The following is a 14,422-nucleotide window of genomic DNA, read 5'->3' as shown; positions in this document are numbered from 1 at the left end:
CCAGACCGCAAAGGGTCGCGCCAGGAAGGGGTCGTGATGGCCGATGACAATGTGGGGCAGGGGGCCGAATGGTGGCGCGGCTGCGTCATCTACCAGGTCTATCCGCGTTCCTTCCAGGACACGACCGGCAACGGCAGCGGCGATCTCAGGGGTATCACAACGCGGCTTGCCCACGTCGCCTCGCTCGGCGTGGATGCTGTCTGGCTGTCGCCCTTCTTCAAGTCGCCGATGGCCGACATGGGCTACGACGTGTCGGACTATCGCGAGGTCGATCCGATGTTCGGTTCACTGGAGGATTTCGATGCTCTGGTCGCCGAGGCGCACCGGCTGGGCCTGAAGGTCGTCATCGACCAGGTCTTGTCGCACTCATCCGACAAACACGAGTGGTTTATCGAAAGCCGCGCCAGCCGCGACAATCCCAAGGCCGACTGGTACGTCTGGGCCGATACGAAACCCGACGGCAATGCGCCCAACAACTGGCTGTCAGTCTTCGGCGGCCCGGCCTGGGAGTGGGATTCGACCCGCCGGCAATATTACATGCACAATTTCCTGGCGTCGCAGCCCGATCTGAATTTCCACAATCCGGAGGTGCAGGATGCGCTGCTGGATACGGTGCGCTTCTGGCTCGAGCGTGGTGTTGACGGTTTTCGGCTCGATACGGTCAACTATTATGTCCACGACCGCTGGCTGCGCAGCAATCCGCCCTTGGCGTCGAGCGTCGCTGGCACCAATGGCGAAACCAACACCTACCTTTACCAGGAGCATCTGTTCGACAAGACGCAGCCGGAAAACCTGGCTTTCCTCAGGCGTTTCCGGGCGTTGCTGGACGAGTATGAGGACCGCGCCGCCGTCGGTGAAATCGGCGATGAGGGCCGCTCGCTGCAGACGCTGGCCGCCTACACCTCCGGCGGCGACAAGCTGCAGATGTGCTACACGTTCGACCTGCTCGGTCCGCAATTTTCGGCGGCGCATGTGCGCGGCTGCGTCGAGGCCTTCGAACAAGCGGTCGCCGACGGCTGGGTCTGCTGGGCGTTTTCCAACCATGACGTGGTGCGCCATGTTAGCCGCTGGACAGGACCGGACGGCGATGCCGACGCGGTGGCCAGATTCTCGATCATGCTGCTGGCTTGCCTGCGCGGCTCGATCTGCCTCTATCAGGGCGAGGAACTCGGCCTGGAGGAGGCGGAGCTTGCCTACGAGGATCTGCGCGATCCCGTCGGTATTCGCTTCTGGCCTGGCGTGAAGGGCAGGGATGGCTGCCGCACGCCGATGGTCTGGGAGGTCGACGCCGACAATGCGGGTTTCTCGACGGGAAAACCCTGGCTGCCGGTCCCGGCCAGCCATCGCGCCCGCGCCACCGATCTGCAGAACGGCAACGAGCAATCGGTGCTGTCCGCCTACCGTTCGACGCTTGCCTTGCGCAGGCGCCATCCGGCGCTGGTCAGCGGTTCGATCCGCTTTCTCGACACCGAAGGCAACGTGCTGGCCTTCATTCGCGAAGGCGGCGGGCAAAAGTTGCTCTGTGTCTTCAATTTCGCCGGAGAGCCGGCGAATTGGCCCTTGCCACCGGATATTGGCGCTGTCGCTGCAGTCCTGGCTGGCACCGCTGCCGGTGAGGAAGCAACGCCCTCGCTGCCGGCCCTCGGTTGCTTCCTTGGCCGGCTCGACTGACTGGCGGTTCGGCTGCGCCCTGGCCAAGCGACCCGCTTGGCCAGGAAACCTTACTGAACGAGCACCGCCCGTCCGCAGGTCGCTCCGGTGACGCGCACGTCGGCCTGGCCGACGCCGACACCCAAGGCCGACAGCACATTGTAGAGCAAGTCGTCCACGGGCGCCGTTACGGTGTTGAGCAGGGTCACCACCGCCGGTTTGACCGTTCCGAGCAGGGAACTGAGATCGATGCCGAGACCAAGCACATTGGCTGAAAGCGACAGGTTGTTGACCAGCGACGTGGTGAGCGACTGCGAGATGTTGCGCGTCGAAACGGTTTTCACCGTCTTGTTGGCGATGTCGGTTGCGCTGAAGGTCAAGGTCTGCGGGTTGTTGTTGGTGATCGCGGTCGCGGCCGACCCCATCACCTGGATCAACGGGATGTTGATCAGCAGCAGATGCAGGCTCACATCGGCGATGTCGGCATCGGTGAAGGTCTGCGGCTGGCTGAAATCGGCGAAGCCGGAGGGATTGTTGCTGTTGGCCAGGTTCAGTTGGGCAACGCCCGGGTGCGCGGCGATGGAAACGCTGATGCTGGAAGGCCCTGTCGGGCAGGTGATGTCGGTCAGCTTGGCTTCGGCATAGGCGACTTCGACATTGAGCGGCAGGTTGACCGCCAGCAGGCTGATGCCGCCGCCGAGGCCGGGCGTGCCGACACCGACGGTGGCCGTCAGTTTGATGCGCGTCTGGGCGGTCCGCACGACAGTGCCGATGCCGTCGACCGCGAGCCACGGCGAGGATTGCGGCGGCTCCCCGATGGCGATGTTGAGCTTGGTCGAGAGCAGCCCCGGTATGGTGGCGCCGAGGTCGATCGCGGCCTGGTTGGTGCCGTTGGCGAGCACGGCGGCGGCGGTCAGCATTCCCATGGCGCTTGCATCGACGCCGAGGCCGGACGGCTGTTGCCCGAGCCCCAGGCTGCCGACGGAGCCGAGATCGACAAGGCTGGAGAGCGGGATCTTGACCGTGCTGGTCGATTTGGAAGCGATGGTCTGGAGGGCGACCTTCGCCGTGTTGCCGAGGCCAGGGACATTGGCCATGGCAGTCGCGATCTGGCCGACGGTCGCTTTCGAGGCCAGCACGTCCGAATAGGTGCCGGCCGTGATGTTCAACTGTGTGGCGAGCGCGCTGATGAAGGACAGCACGCTGACATCGGCCGAGATCAGCCCGTTATAGTCCATGACACTGAGCGAGATGTTGCCGCCGAGGAGCCCGCTCAACAGAGCATTGAGGATACCGCCATTGACGCTGAGCAGCCTCGACCCTACCGAGAATGTCGCCTGCGGCGTCATGCTGGCCGTGGCTTGGGTGCCGATGACGGGCGTGGGGATGAGCGAGCTCGCGAAATAGCGGGCGGGGACTTTCGCCAGCGTGACACGCACCGCATTGTAGGGTGTCACGCCCGGCTGGAAGCGCTGGGTGACATTGGTGGTCGTCGAGGCATATCGGCCTCGCGTGACCGTCACCACCGTCTTGCCGACGGCTGGGGCAATGGTCTGGCCCGAGGCTTGAACGACGACACCCGGCATGCCGTTGTCGGTGAGCGTGGTGACGACCGCCGTGTTGACATTGTTGATGTTCGAGGCGGCTGTGATCGCCGCCAGATCGACCATCGCCTGGGCTTCCCGACGCTCGGTGTAGATGGAGGCTTCATCGATGGCCACCGCCGCCAGCGCCAGCGCGACCGGCGCGCTCAGCGCGGTCATGACCGCGAAGTTCGCCTTTCTGTCTCCCGCCATCGACCGTGCAAGCCGGCCGATGCCCTTGCCGGCATGCCGCAGCATTCAGATACCCCCGACCCTGATTGTCGACTGACGCTTGATGGTGGTCCCCGGCATGGCTATGCCCGGGAAGAGATTCCAGATCGGCAGGTTGCGCGCATCGTATGAGATCGACACGACGAACTGGCTGCCGTCGGCCACGCTGTCATTGGCCTGGTAGGTCAGTTTGCTGGCGTCCACGAAGGGGTAGCCACCGGCATTGTTGGTGAGGAAGGCGGCCACGAGCGTCTGCCGCTCGGTCTGGTTCAACCCGGCTATGGCCGTCCGGGCGGCATCCGCCGCGATCTGCTGGACCGAGTTGGCAGCGCCAAAATAGATACCGTACGCAACCATTCCGAGCAGAAGGAGGATAAAAATCGGCGACAACAGCGCGAATTCGACGGCTGAGGTTCCCGAATTGTCTTTCGAGAAGGCACGCCTTCGGAGCCTGGGAATGGGGTTCTGGACCATGCTGTCAGCATGCCAAAGTTCGCATGCAGAAAGCGAAAACTCTGGGTGCAACCTGCAGATGCGCGCGATTGAAAGCGCCGTTCTAATTTAGCCGTTGCTTATTCGATTCTAGGGATTGACTTAGGGTCAATCAGTACTCGGTTGAAAAGAGCTTACCTCCTGTCTAGTCTCCTGCCACCAGCTGCCGGGGGGAACCGGCGGCGCGCTCAAAGGAACCAGGCATCGGTTCCGGGGCGTCAACACTTGAAGGCGCGCCCACGGCAGCGCCACAGGGAGAACTTCATGCTGAAAAACATGCTGAAGGCGACGGTATTCGCCACCACCATGGCGGTAGCCGCCGGCGCATTCTACTCGCCGGCGTTCGCCGAGAGCGTCTACAACAGGGGCACCGCCGCCGAATCGGAATCGGTCGACCCACACAAGACCTCGACGGTCTATGAAGCCAATGTGCTGCGCGACCTGTTCCAGGGACTGGTCATGCAGGACGAGAAGGCAAACCTCATTCCCGGCGCGGCTGAAAGCTGGACGGTATCGGATGACGGCACCGTATACACCTTCAAGCTGCGCAAGGACGGCATGTGGTCGGACGGCAGCCCGGTGACGGCGGACGACTTCGTCTACGCCTTCCATCGGCTGGAGGACCCGGCGACCGGCGCCGAATACGCCTCGATGCTGTATCCGGTGAAGGGCGCAGAGGACGTCAACACCAAGAAGGGCAAGCCCGAGGACATGGGCGTCAAGGCGATCGACGCCAACACCTTGGAAGTGACGCTGAAGGCGCCGACTCCGTACTTCCTGGAGATGCTGACCCACCAGGCGACCTATCCGGTCAGCAAGGCCTCGATTGAAAAACTCGGCGCCGACTGGATCAAGCCGGGCAATCTCGTCTCGAACGGCGCCTATACGCTGGCCGAATGGGTTCCCAACGACCACATGAAGCTGGTCAAGAATCCGAAATTCTGGGACGCCGCGACCGTCAAGTTCGACGTGGTCAACTACATCCCGACCGAAGACCGCTCATCGGCGATGAAGCGCTTCGAGGCCGGCGAACTCGACAGCTATGACGATCTGCCGACCGAACAGCTCGCTGACCTCAAGACCAAGTTCGGCGCCCAGATCCATGTCGGCCCGTATCTCGGCACCTATTATTACGCGATCAAGACGGACAAGGCGCCGTGGAACAACCCTGAACTGCGCAACGCCATCTCGATGGCGATCGACCGCGACTTCATCGCCGAAAAGGTCTGGCAGAACTCGATGCTGCCCGGCTATTCGATGGTGCCTCCCGGCATCGAGGGCTACACGCCCGCAATGGCCAAATACGCCGACATGCCGCAGATAGACCGCGAGGACGCGGCCAAGAAGATCCTCGAGAAACTTGGCTACACGCCCGAACATCCGCTGAAGATGGAAATCCGCTACAACACCTCGGAGAACCACAAGAACACCGCGGTCGCCATCCAGGAGCAGCTCAAGCCGCTTGGCGTCGACGTCACGCTGCTCAACACCGACACCAAGACGCATTACTCCTTCCTCGAGCAGAAGGGCGACTATGACGTGGCGCGTGCCGCCTGGATCGCCGACTACAAGGATCCGGAAACCTTCCTTGGCATCTCGCGCAAGGCGAGCGGCAACAACTACTCGAACTACAACAGCCCGGCCTATGAAGCGGCCATGGACAAGGCAGCCGCCGCCGGCGGCAAGCCCGAGGAGCGCATGAAGGAGCTCTCCGAGGCCGAGCGCATTCTCGTCGACGACGTCGGCCAGATCCCGCTGCTCTACTATAGCTACCACGACATCGTGTCCTCGAAGCTGCATGGCTTCGTCGACAATGTGATGGATATCCATCCGTCGCGTTTCGTCAGCAAGGACTGATCCCTGGCCAAGCCGCCGCGCACTTTGTGCGCGGCGGTGCTGGTTTGCCATCGCATCGGCCGGGAAGCGCAATCGATTTTCGGAAAATCCGGTGCGAAGATTTGAAGGCTGGAGCACAATGGTCCAATCGGACAGGCGTGTTCCGGATCAAGTGGGGCACCGATGCTGCGATACGTATTCCGGCGGCTTTTGACCGCCATACCGACGCTTTTCGTCATTGTGACGATGGCGTTCTTCCTGATGCGTGTCGCGCCAGGCGGGCCATTCAACCAGGAGCGGGGGCTGAGCCCCGAGATCAAGGCCAACCTTGAAGCCCAGTTCGGCCTCAACGATCCGCTCTGGCTGCAATATGTCCACTATCTCGGCAATCTGTTGCGCGGCAATTTCGGCCCGAGCTACAACATGCCGGATTTCACCGTCACCGAACTGTTCGCCAAGGGCCTGCCCATTTCGGTGCAGCTCGGCGCTTCGGCGCTGATCCTGGCGCTGCTGCTCGGTTCCGTGCTCGGCACCATTGCCGCGCTCAACCAGAACAAGCTTGGCGACTATACGGTGATTGCGCTGGCCACGGCCGGCAGCACCATACCGACCTTCGTCATCGCGCCAGTGATCCAGCTTCTCTTCGGACTGACCTGGAAGCTCCTGCCGATCGGCGGCTGGGGTGATGGCGCCTTCATCAACAAGGTCGGCCCGGTGCTGACGCTGGCCTTGCCGCAGATCGCCATCGTCGCCCGCCTCATGCGCGGCTCGATGATCGAATCGCTGCGATCCCATCACATCCGCACCGCCCGCGCGCTCGGCCTTTCCGACTGGTCTGTGGTGGTCAAGCACGCCTTGCGCGGCGCCATCCTGCCGATCGTTTCCTTCACCGGCCCGGCGGCGGCGGCCCTTTTGACCGGTTCCGTCATCGTCGAGACGATCTTCTCCATTCCCGGCGTCGGTCGCTACTTCGTCGATGCGGCGCTCAACCGCGACTACACGCTGGTGATGGGGACGGTGGTGGTGATCGCCATCTTCACCATCGTCTTCAACCTGATCGTCGACGTCATGTATGCGGTCGTCGACCCGAGGGTGCGCTATGACTGACATCGCAGCCACTGCTCCCGCTATCGTCGGCCGCTCGCTGTGGGGCGATGCCTGGGCGCGCCTCAAGGCCAACCGTGCCGCCATGTTCAGCCTCTACTACCTCGCTTTGATCGGGCTCGTCAGCGTGTTTGGCCACTGGTTCGTGCCGCACCAGTACACGACCATCTATGCCGACTATGTGCGCATGCCGCCAAGCCTGACAGCCTATCCGAAGGCCGACATGATCGAGTCCGCGCTCAGTGATGCGATCAAGCGCATGCGGGTCGATATCAAGGAATGGCACCAGGAGGGCGATCACGTCTTCGTCACGGTCAAGTCGACGAAGCCGATCGATGACCGCAATATCCGCTACCTCGACCGCTCCGATGCCTTTGACGACACCAAGATCGAGAGCAAGTCGTCCGACGGTCTGGAAGTGACGATGAGCGCGTCGGTCAAGCAGCAATATTTTCTGTTCGGCACCGACAACACAGGCCGCGATCTGCTCTCGCGCACGCTGATGGCCGGGCGCATCTCACTGGCCATCGGCCTGCTCGCCGGCGTCGTGGCGGTGGTGATCGGGGTGATCTACGGCGCTGCCGCGGGTTTCTCCGGCGGCAAGATCGACGAGGCGATGATGCGCATCGTCGATGTGCTCTACTCCTTGCCGTTCATCTTCTTCGTCATCATGCTGGTGGTGTTCTTCGGCCGCAACTTCGTGCTGATGTTCCTGGCGGTAGGGGCGGTGCTGTGGCTTGACATGGCGCGCATCGTGCGCGGCCAGGCGCTGTCGATCCGCCGCCAGGAATATGTCCAGGCGGCGGAAGCCATGGGCGTCGGCCAGCGCGGCATCCTGCTGCGCCATGTCATCCCCAATTTGCTCGGTCCGGTGGTGATCTACATGACCTTGCTGGTGCCGCAGGTCATCATCCTGGAGAGTTTCCTGTCGTTCCTCGGCCTTGGCGTGCAGGAGCCGATGACCAGTTGGGGCGTGCTGATCTCGGTCGGCGCCAAGAACATCGGCACCGCCAACTGGCTGCTTCTGTTCCCCGCCTTCTTCCTCGTCTCGACGCTGTTCGCCCTGAATTTCGTCGGCGACGGCCTGCGCGACGCACTTGACCCGAGGGATCGATAAGATGGGGACCGCTGACATGGCCACTCCCGAAACGATCCTCAGCGTCAAGGACCTGCGCGTCCGCTTCCGCACGCTCGACGGTACCGTCGAAGCGGTGAAGGGCATCAACATCCACGTCAATGCGGGCGAGACCGTCGCCGTGGTCGGCGAGTCCGGCTCCGGCAAGAGCCAGACCATGATGGCGGCGATGAGCCTGCTGGCCTCGAACGGCGAGGCCACGGGCAGCGTCGACTATCGCGGCCGCAACCTGCTGACGCTGAGCAAATCCGACCTGAACAAGGTGCGTGGCGCCAAGATCAGCATGATCTTCCAGGAGCCGATGACCTCGCTCGACCCGCTCTATTCGATCGGCAACCAGCTGATCGAACCGATCCGCAGGCATCGCGGCCTGAATGCCGCCGAAGCACGCGAAGAGGCGCTCAAGCTCTTGCGGCTTGTGCATATTCCCGATCCCGAACGGCGGATGAAATCCTATCCGCACGAAATGTCCGGCGGCCAGCGCCAGCGCGTGATGATCGCCATGGCGCTGGCCAACGATCCCGACATTTTGATCGCCGACGAGCCGACCACCGCGCTCGACGTGACCATCCAGGCGCAGATCCTGATGCTGCTCGCCGAATTGCAGCGCAAGCTCGGCATGGCGATCGTCTTCATCACCCACGATCTCGGCATCGTCCGGCGCTTCGCCGACCGGGTCTATGTCATGCGCCAGGGCGAGGTGGTCGAGGAGGGCGAGGCGGGAGCAATCTTCGCCAACCCGCGGCACGCCTATACCAAGATGCTGCTGGCGGCCGAGCCGACGGGAAGCAAGGCGCCGCCGCCCGCCAACGCACCCGTGGTGCTCGAAGGCAGGCATGTCGAGGTCACATTCAGGATCGGCGGCGGGTTTCTGGCCGGCGAGCCGCTGATGCTGCGCGCCGTCGATGACATTTCGATCCGGCTGCAGCGCAACCAGACCATCGGCATTGTCGGCGAATCCGGTTCGGGCAAATCGACGCTCGGCCGCGCTCTGCTTCGGCTGCTGCCGAGCGACGGCTTGATTCGCTTCGGCGATCGCGACATTTCCACAGCCGACCGCCAGGCGATGCGGCCGCTGCGGCGCCAGATGCAACTCGTCTTCCAGGATCCGTTCGGCTCGCTGTCGCCGCGCATGACCGTCGGCCAGGTCATCACCGAAGGGTTGCTGGTGCATGAGCCCAACCTTTCGGGCAAGCAGCGCGACCAGCGCGCGGTCGAGGCGTTGCTTGAAGTCGGCCTCGATCCCAACGCCCGCAACCGCTACCCGCATGAATTTTCCGGCGGCCAGCGGCAGCGCATCGCCATTGCCCGCGCCATGATCCTGAAGCCCAAGATGGTTGTGCTGGACGAGCCGACCTCGGCGCTTGACCGCTCGGTGCAGAAACAGATCGTCGAACTCTTGCGCAAGCTGCAGGCGGACCATGAACTGTCCTACCTCTTCATCAGCCACGATCTTTCGGTTGTGCGCGCCATGGCCGATTACATCATCGTCATGAAACAGGGCAAGATCGTCGAGGAGGGGCAGACCGAAGCGATCTTCAGCAACCCGCAGCATGTCTACACGCAGACGCTGATGGCTGCGGCGATCGATGTCACCCGATTCCGGCTGAGCGCCTGAGACGTCGTTTCAGGTAAGGGCAATCATCGGGCGGCGTCCGTTCGCTCAGTCAGCTGATCTCGGGCATTTGCGCGCCCGTACGGCGGCAATGGCATCCTGCTGCTGCTTCAGCCGATCGATGCGGGCAGTCTCACGGTTGGCGACGGCGGTCTTCACGCGCGAGCCGCCGAGTAGCCAGCGCGGAACACTGGTGTTGGCCACCTTGCCGCGGGTGATGGCGGTCTGCGAGATTTCAGTCGCGTTCTCCCCCAGCGCTCCGTTGAGCTCTGTACAGCTCATGCTCTCGTACTTCGCCGGATCGGCGGTCCTGCCGATCGACGAGCAGCCGGTAAAGAGAAGCACCGCAATCACAAGAACCGGCGTCGAGGTCGTCGTCGCGATCAAATTCATGTCCACACCCGGCTCGCCGTTTCACTGGCTTCATCATATCCACCGAACTATCTGGAGCCGACGATTATTTCGTCAAAGATTGGGCTCGCGAAAGAGCCCTCGGGCATGGCACCACGAGGCCTGCGATGTGGGAACGTTCTCGGCCACCCGAAGTTGGTGTCCGTCGAGTGTCTAAATTCAATCACTGGAAACGAAGAGGGGCCGCCCCGGTTGACGCCGGGGCGGCCTTTCGTCGATCCTTGCCCCGGACCGATCTTAGCGGCTCGCGCTGGTGTGGCGCCCGGCTGCCCCGCGCCGCCGTTCGTTCAAACTGCCTGAAAGTCAGGCTGCTTCGGCGATGAATGCAGTGGGAGCGCAGCCGCCAAGCACTGCCTGAGCGATGTCGGTTTCATTTTCATCGACATGCGCCGTCACCAAGACGATGCCCTCGGCAACGCTCCGATCATCCGACTTTGCTGTGGTCATGAAGCCACCAAGCAGCCCGCCGGCACCGCCGCCGCAGACCGCGCAAACCAGTGCTGTTGCCGGCAGTCCGGCCGGAAGAGAACTGATACCGTGGACCGCAAGGGCGCTCACGCAAGCCAATGCCGCACCGACGGCGCAAAGGATGACGCTTGGAGACCTTAGAACTGTCAGTTCGTCCTGGTAGGGCCCGATAATGGCAACCTGAACGCGGGGAACTCCGACGGCCATCAGCTCTCCGGCAACCCGGGAGGCTTCCGCATGGGAATCAAAAAGCTTGCTGATTGTCCGCATGGTCTCAGAGCGTTTTCTCGTCAAGCAGCCTACCGGCAACGAAGGACGCGGCGATCAAGTCGTCGCCATCAATGCTGCCTCGTCCGTCGACCATCATGGCCGCGACCTTTCGGAAGGTCTTCATTTCGCTCATGGTAATCCGGGCCTGCCGCATTCTGATCTTGAGGTCAGCCACCCGCACCCCCAGGACATCGGATTGTATGGCCTCACTGTTAGACACGTTCATCCAGTTTCGCTTCCTCGTTTGATCGTCCCCGCGCCCAACCACTCGAAACTGGGTCGCAGCGAAAACGTTCCCTGGCTGGGCTTCGGTCCGACGGAACGCCGGACCTTGGTCCGACCGCAAAATGCAATGGTCCTGGCTGTGGTGCTGTTCGGAACAGCCACCGTTCGTGACCGTTGTCGGCTAAACCTGGAGGAAGCTTATGGATAAGAGTGTTGGCCAAGCGCGCTGGTTGCTCGCGGTGATATTCGCAATGCCCATCACCTTCATGGCGATTGGAATGGCTTTAGGCTGACCATCCGAGAGTACGAATATTTGGCAGATTGGCGCAGCTATGTCCCTTCCTGCGCTGATAGGGTTCGCCCGCCACGTCCGCGTGGCGGGCGAACCCTAAATATTCGCAAGCGCCGTAGCCGGCATTCCAGCCTAGGTGGCGAGATTGCGCGACCCTTTTTCGGAGAGGCTGAATGGCATCGAAATCACACGACTGTCCGTTGATGATGCCTTGTGTCGGCACGCCAGATCACCAGGGACATTTCAGATTTCATGCGGCAGGCCCGGCTGTAACGAGCCGGGCCCTTGGGTCGATCAGTAATCGTTGTTTTGGATCACCACCGGGCGGCGGTGATGGTGCTTGTAGACCGAACTCGTAACAACGACGGCATCGGGGCGATGGTGCCGGCGGCCGTGATCGTAGAAAGCCACCGTGCCATGGTGGCGGTGATGCAGGCGCTGGCCGTCCTCGTTGATGATCCTGACGTTGCCGTGGTGGCGATGGTGAGTCCTGATGATTACGTCGGCCTCTGCCGCCGAAGCGACAGCCGGCAATCCGATGGAAAGCGCCAAAGCGCACATGATCATTGATTTCATTGCAATTTCTCCATTGCCTTGATTAGCCCTTCGTTGGATAACTGTCGCTAGGCCCTTTGGTTCCGGGGCCCAGGACAGTCGGACCGCCTGCGGCAAACCGAATGGACGAAGCGTATGGGCTAAGGCTGGGAAGGGGCCGCTTCTCGCTGACGGTACTTGCAAAGAACCAAGTGGCCCGATGCATCGGACGCGCTCGCGTCGGGCAGCACGACGATCTGTGCCCAAAAATCGCAATATCTGGCTATCGCTTCCGGTACCTCTTTGGTGGTGATGCCGGAGATGGTGATGATATCGCCGTCTCTGCAGTTGGTCTTCCCGGAAAGCAGGGCTGCGGCTGCGATGATCTGGCATGACCGCTCATCGTCCGCCCGAGAGGGCGCGCAGTGGCAGGCAAATGCAAATACCGCTGCTGCGAAAACCAGTCTTTTCATATCGGCTCCGATGTCACCGGCGTTCTAGCATTCCTCGAGAAGACATGCAGACAGGCTAATATAAAGCAATCGCAGGGCCATTGCTCGATCTTGCCAAGCGATGGAACATTAGGCCTGCCTAATTGTTCTCCCTTGCAGCAGGCACCATCGCTTGGTGTCTCCTGAAGATCGGCCGGGAACGGCTGGTGGCCAACGTTCCTCCACCAGGGGCGCGGGCTTTCCAGGCAACGGGAGAAAGATCATGAACAATATCATTTGGCTCGTCGGAGCGGTGGTCATCGTCCTAGCGATATTGAGCTTCTTCGGCCTGCGATAGGCGCGACGTCAGCTATGTCCATCGACCTCCATCGAAAGGTGACTGGCAGGCGGCGACGCTTTCGCTTGTCACGATTGCGGGCGTCGCAGCCAGTCGGACGTGAGACTGATAATTAGAATGAGGCCAGCTATTGCGAGGCCGAGATCTTCGCGGACTTGAAGCATCAGCGCCGCACCGGTACCGATCAAGGCCCAGATGACAGGGATCACCGACAGCGGCACCACAGATCGACCTCCGAGCAGCAACAGCAAGCCGATCGTGAAGATCGTGCTTGGACACGGCGCTACTCCGAACAACGGCCCGTTCATAAGGCCATGGCCGGCCGCGATCCCAAGAATTTCGTAGACGAGCGCCGAATATAGGATGAGCGCCAAGCCGGCAATTGGTTGCCAGCCCGCTCGAAGCTCGAACCTTAGTTCTGGAGGGGCGATGACGGCATACACAGCGAAGAGAGCGGCCTGGGCAACGAACAGCCCGGCAAATACTTTTGCCACCGGATTGACCGGCGAAAAGAACATCAACTGGTAGGCCACTCCATTCCATGCCCACAGAAGTGACAGGACGGTGAAGACGATCCTCTCGCGGGCAGGCGAACGGCCGCTCAGTATCGCACCGACGGCAAACGCGCCCAGGGCATAGGCGACAATCTGGAACGGCCAGATCGCCCTGTTGTAAGCGGTGAATACCGCAAAGAACTGTTCAACACCGAATGGCAAGTTCATGTCCAAACTGTGCGGGAAGACGTTTCGTTAGTAGGTGACGAGGTCCGTGTGTCCAAAGCCCTTGGTGTAGTCGAGCACCGAAATGATCGTCGGCATCACCCGAAATATCCGAACCTCATCCGGACCTGGCATCTTCATCGGCAAGGGCGGGGCGTCCGGGTATTTCAACGGCAACATGCTGAGAACCTTCTCCGCTTCGGCCCGGTCCTGCACGGGTTCGGCGTGGGCCGCCATCGACAGGCCAGTGATCGCCATCAGATCGGCGGTGTCATGGTCAATCGTGAGGGAAAGCCGGTTGTCCCTCGCTAGATTCTTGGCCTTTTGACTCTCAAGACCGCACAAGAAATAGAGGGTCAAGCCATCGTTCACATATCCCACGGTGGTGGCCTGGGGCCAGCCGTCAGGCCGTAAAGTGGCAACCGTCATGATGCGGTGCGTGCTCAACAGATTGAGAATGGTGTCTCTGATTTTCTGATCCATGGCCTATCCCCAAAAAAGCAAGACGTAGCCATGGTAGTGCCAACGGGGATCGTCCGGCTTTGATGCGTGTCAAATATACCCAGCGCGGCTGATGAGCTTCCGGGCCAAACTGCTCCGCAATCTGTCATGCGCCCGGTACTGGCTATGAAGCCGGGCGTTGGCGGAGATGACATCGGACGCGTTAACGCGGTCGATCAGCACCAGGATGTCGACCCAAGCGGCAACCCCGCATCGCAATGGAAGTGATTGATCTCACAGGTGTCGATATTGGCGATTCGGACATGCGCTCCATCGAGCACGATCGTGTCGCCGTCCAGAACGATTGGTCAACCGGAGAGCAGCATTGCAGAGAGCAGGAAGGATATAGGGTTACGCTCCCGGTGCGCGCGAAACGCGATCTCAATCTGTGGGGCATCGGGAGAAACAGATATTTAAGTATCTGTTTTTTCTGGTCGGAGTGGCAGGATTTGAACCTGCGACCCCCTCGTCCCGAACGAGGTGCGCTACCAGACTGCGCTACACTCCGTGACCAGTCGGCGGGCTTATAGCCGCCACACTTCATTCCTGCAAGCGCCAATGGCAGCA

Annotated in this window: 14 protein-coding genes and 1 tRNA gene; 5 read left to right on the top strand and 10 right to left on the bottom strand. The window is 61.6% G+C overall.

Annotated elements, in window-relative coordinates:
* Nucleotides 1-36 precede the first annotated feature (36 nt).
* Nucleotides 37-1,671 (top strand): beta-galactosidase BglA, encoded by a 1,635-nt coding sequence (bglA, locus tag QQK95_RS27535; RefSeq protein WP_284277564.1) that lies wholly within the window; start codon nucleotides 37-39, stop codon nucleotides 1,669-1,671.
* Between the two features lie 50 nt (nucleotides 1,672-1,721).
* Here the strand turns inward: bglA and QQK95_RS27530 are convergent, their stop codons facing one another.
* Together QQK95_RS27530 and QQK95_RS27525 are read right to left on the bottom strand one after the other, a co-directional pair.
* Nucleotides 1,722-3,491, bottom strand: coding sequence for a TadG family pilus assembly protein (locus tag QQK95_RS27530; RefSeq protein WP_284277563.1), 1,770 nt, complete (start codon nucleotides 3,489-3,491; stop codon nucleotides 1,722-1,724).
* Entirely contained in the window at nucleotides 3,492-3,938 is a 447-nt protein-coding gene (locus QQK95_RS27525) for a TadE/TadG family type IV pilus assembly protein (protein WP_284277561.1), read from the bottom strand.
* 282 nt (nucleotides 3,939-4,220) lie between these two features.
* Here QQK95_RS27525 and QQK95_RS27520 point away from each other — a divergent pair, with 282 nt between their 5' ends.
* From QQK95_RS27520 to QQK95_RS27505, 4 genes are all read left to right on the top strand, one after another.
* Nucleotides 4,221-5,813, top strand: coding sequence for a peptide ABC transporter substrate-binding protein (locus QQK95_RS27520; RefSeq protein WP_284277560.1), 1,593 nt, complete (start codon nucleotides 4,221-4,223; stop codon nucleotides 5,811-5,813).
* A gap of 162 nt (nucleotides 5,814-5,975) precedes the next feature.
* On the top strand, nucleotides 5,976-6,899 hold the full coding sequence (locus QQK95_RS27515; protein ID WP_019857069.1) for an ABC transporter permease subunit: 924 nt from the start codon (nucleotides 5,976-5,978) through the stop codon (nucleotides 6,897-6,899).
* Complete coding sequence (locus tag QQK95_RS27510; RefSeq protein WP_284277559.1) at nucleotides 6,892-8,013, top strand: ABC transporter permease; 1,122 nt, start codon at nucleotides 6,892-6,894, stop codon at nucleotides 8,011-8,013. The genes QQK95_RS27515 and QQK95_RS27510 overlap by 8 nt, the downstream gene beginning before the upstream one ends.
* A 16-nt stretch (nucleotides 8,014-8,029) precedes the next feature.
* Nucleotides 8,030-9,649: an ABC transporter ATP-binding protein gene (locus QQK95_RS27505; protein WP_284277558.1), complete on the top strand. Its 1,620-nt coding sequence runs from the start codon at nucleotides 8,030-8,032 to the stop codon at nucleotides 9,647-9,649.
* Nucleotides 9,650-9,694: 45 nt separating this feature from the next.
* Here the strand turns inward: QQK95_RS27505 and QQK95_RS27500 are convergent, their stop codons facing one another.
* The 8 genes from QQK95_RS27500 to QQK95_RS27465 all read right to left on the bottom strand — a co-directional run bounded on the left by QQK95_RS27500 (nucleotide 9,695) and on the right by QQK95_RS27465 (nucleotide 14,363).
* A complete protein-coding gene (locus tag QQK95_RS27500; RefSeq protein ID WP_284277557.1) occupies nucleotides 9,695-10,039 on the bottom strand; it encodes a hypothetical protein in 345 nt (114 codons plus the stop codon).
* Nucleotides 10,040-10,360: 321 nt separating this feature from the next.
* Nucleotides 10,361-10,795, bottom strand: a complete 435-nt coding sequence (locus QQK95_RS27495) for a hypothetical protein (protein WP_284277556.1) — start codon at nucleotides 10,793-10,795, stop codon at nucleotides 10,361-10,363.
* Nucleotides 10,796-10,799: 4 nt separating this feature from the next.
* The gene (locus QQK95_RS27490) at nucleotides 10,800-10,970 is read right to left on the bottom strand and encodes a hypothetical protein (RefSeq protein WP_322791229.1); all 171 of its coding nucleotides are present in this window, start codon (nucleotides 10,968-10,970) and stop codon (nucleotides 10,800-10,802) included.
* A 636-nt stretch (nucleotides 10,971-11,606) separates the two neighbouring features.
* A complete protein-coding gene (locus QQK95_RS27485; RefSeq protein WP_284277554.1) occupies nucleotides 11,607-11,888 on the bottom strand; it encodes a hypothetical protein in 282 nt (93 codons plus the stop codon).
* A gap of 119 nt (nucleotides 11,889-12,007) precedes the next feature.
* The gene (locus QQK95_RS27480) at nucleotides 12,008-12,319 is read right to left on the bottom strand and encodes a hypothetical protein (RefSeq protein WP_284277553.1); all 312 of its coding nucleotides are present in this window, start codon (nucleotides 12,317-12,319) and stop codon (nucleotides 12,008-12,010) included.
* Nucleotides 12,320-12,703: 384 nt separating this feature from the next.
* On the bottom strand, nucleotides 12,704-13,357 hold the full coding sequence (locus QQK95_RS27475) for a DUF6064 family protein (RefSeq protein ID WP_284277551.1): 654 nt from the start codon (nucleotides 13,355-13,357) through the stop codon (nucleotides 12,704-12,706).
* 27 nt (nucleotides 13,358-13,384) lie between these two features.
* A complete protein-coding gene (locus QQK95_RS27470) occupies nucleotides 13,385-13,837 on the bottom strand; it encodes a pyridoxamine 5'-phosphate oxidase family protein (protein ID WP_284277550.1) in 453 nt (150 codons plus the stop codon).
* 449 nt (nucleotides 13,838-14,286) lie between these two features.
* Nucleotides 14,287-14,363: transfer RNA gene (locus tag QQK95_RS27465), tRNA-Pro, on the bottom strand.
* Nucleotides 14,364-14,422 lie beyond the last annotated feature (59 nt).

It is taken from the genome of Mesorhizobium huakuii (assembly GCF_030160235.1).
Lineage (GTDB): Bacteria > Pseudomonadota > Alphaproteobacteria > Rhizobiales > Rhizobiaceae > Mesorhizobium > Mesorhizobium huakuii.
Note: the sequence above shows the minus strand (reverse complement) of the source record. Positions and strands in the feature narration are given on the sequence as shown.

Coding starts and splice junctions, on each gene's coding strand:
- QQK95_RS27475 (WP_284277551.1), bottom strand. CDS start 13,357: ATGAACTTGCCATTCGGTGTTGAACAGTTCTTTGCGGTATTCACCGCT.
- QQK95_RS27530 (WP_284277563.1), bottom strand. CDS start 3,491: ATGCTGCGGCATGCCGGCAAGGGCATCGGCCGGCTTGCACGGTCGATG.
- QQK95_RS27505 (WP_284277558.1), top strand. CDS start 8,030: ATGGCCACTCCCGAAACGATCCTCAGCGTCAAGGACCTGCGCGTCCGC.
- QQK95_RS27525 (WP_284277561.1), bottom strand. CDS start 3,938: ATGGTCCAGAACCCCATTCCCAGGCTCCGAAGGCGTGCCTTCTCGAAA.
- bglA (WP_284277564.1), top strand. CDS start 37: ATGGCCGATGACAATGTGGGGCAGGGGGCCGAATGGTGGCGCGGCTGC.
- QQK95_RS27470 (WP_284277550.1), bottom strand. CDS start 13,837: ATGGATCAGAAAATCAGAGACACCATTCTCAATCTGTTGAGCACGCAC.
- QQK95_RS27510 (WP_284277559.1), top strand. CDS start 6,892: ATGACTGACATCGCAGCCACTGCTCCCGCTATCGTCGGCCGCTCGCTG.
- QQK95_RS27480 (WP_284277553.1), bottom strand. CDS start 12,319: ATGAAAAGACTGGTTTTCGCAGCAGCGGTATTTGCATTTGCCTGCCAC.
- QQK95_RS27520 (WP_284277560.1), top strand. CDS start 4,221: ATGCTGAAAAACATGCTGAAGGCGACGGTATTCGCCACCACCATGGCG.
- QQK95_RS27500 (WP_284277557.1), bottom strand. CDS start 10,039: ATGAATTTGATCGCGACGACGACCTCGACGCCGGTTCTTGTGATTGCG.
- QQK95_RS27495 (WP_284277556.1), bottom strand. CDS start 10,795: ATGCGGACAATCAGCAAGCTTTTTGATTCCCATGCGGAAGCCTCCCGG.
- QQK95_RS27515 (WP_019857069.1), top strand. CDS start 5,976: ATGCTGCGATACGTATTCCGGCGGCTTTTGACCGCCATACCGACGCTT.
- QQK95_RS27485 (WP_284277554.1), bottom strand. CDS start 11,888: ATGAAATCAATGATCATGTGCGCTTTGGCGCTTTCCATCGGATTGCCG.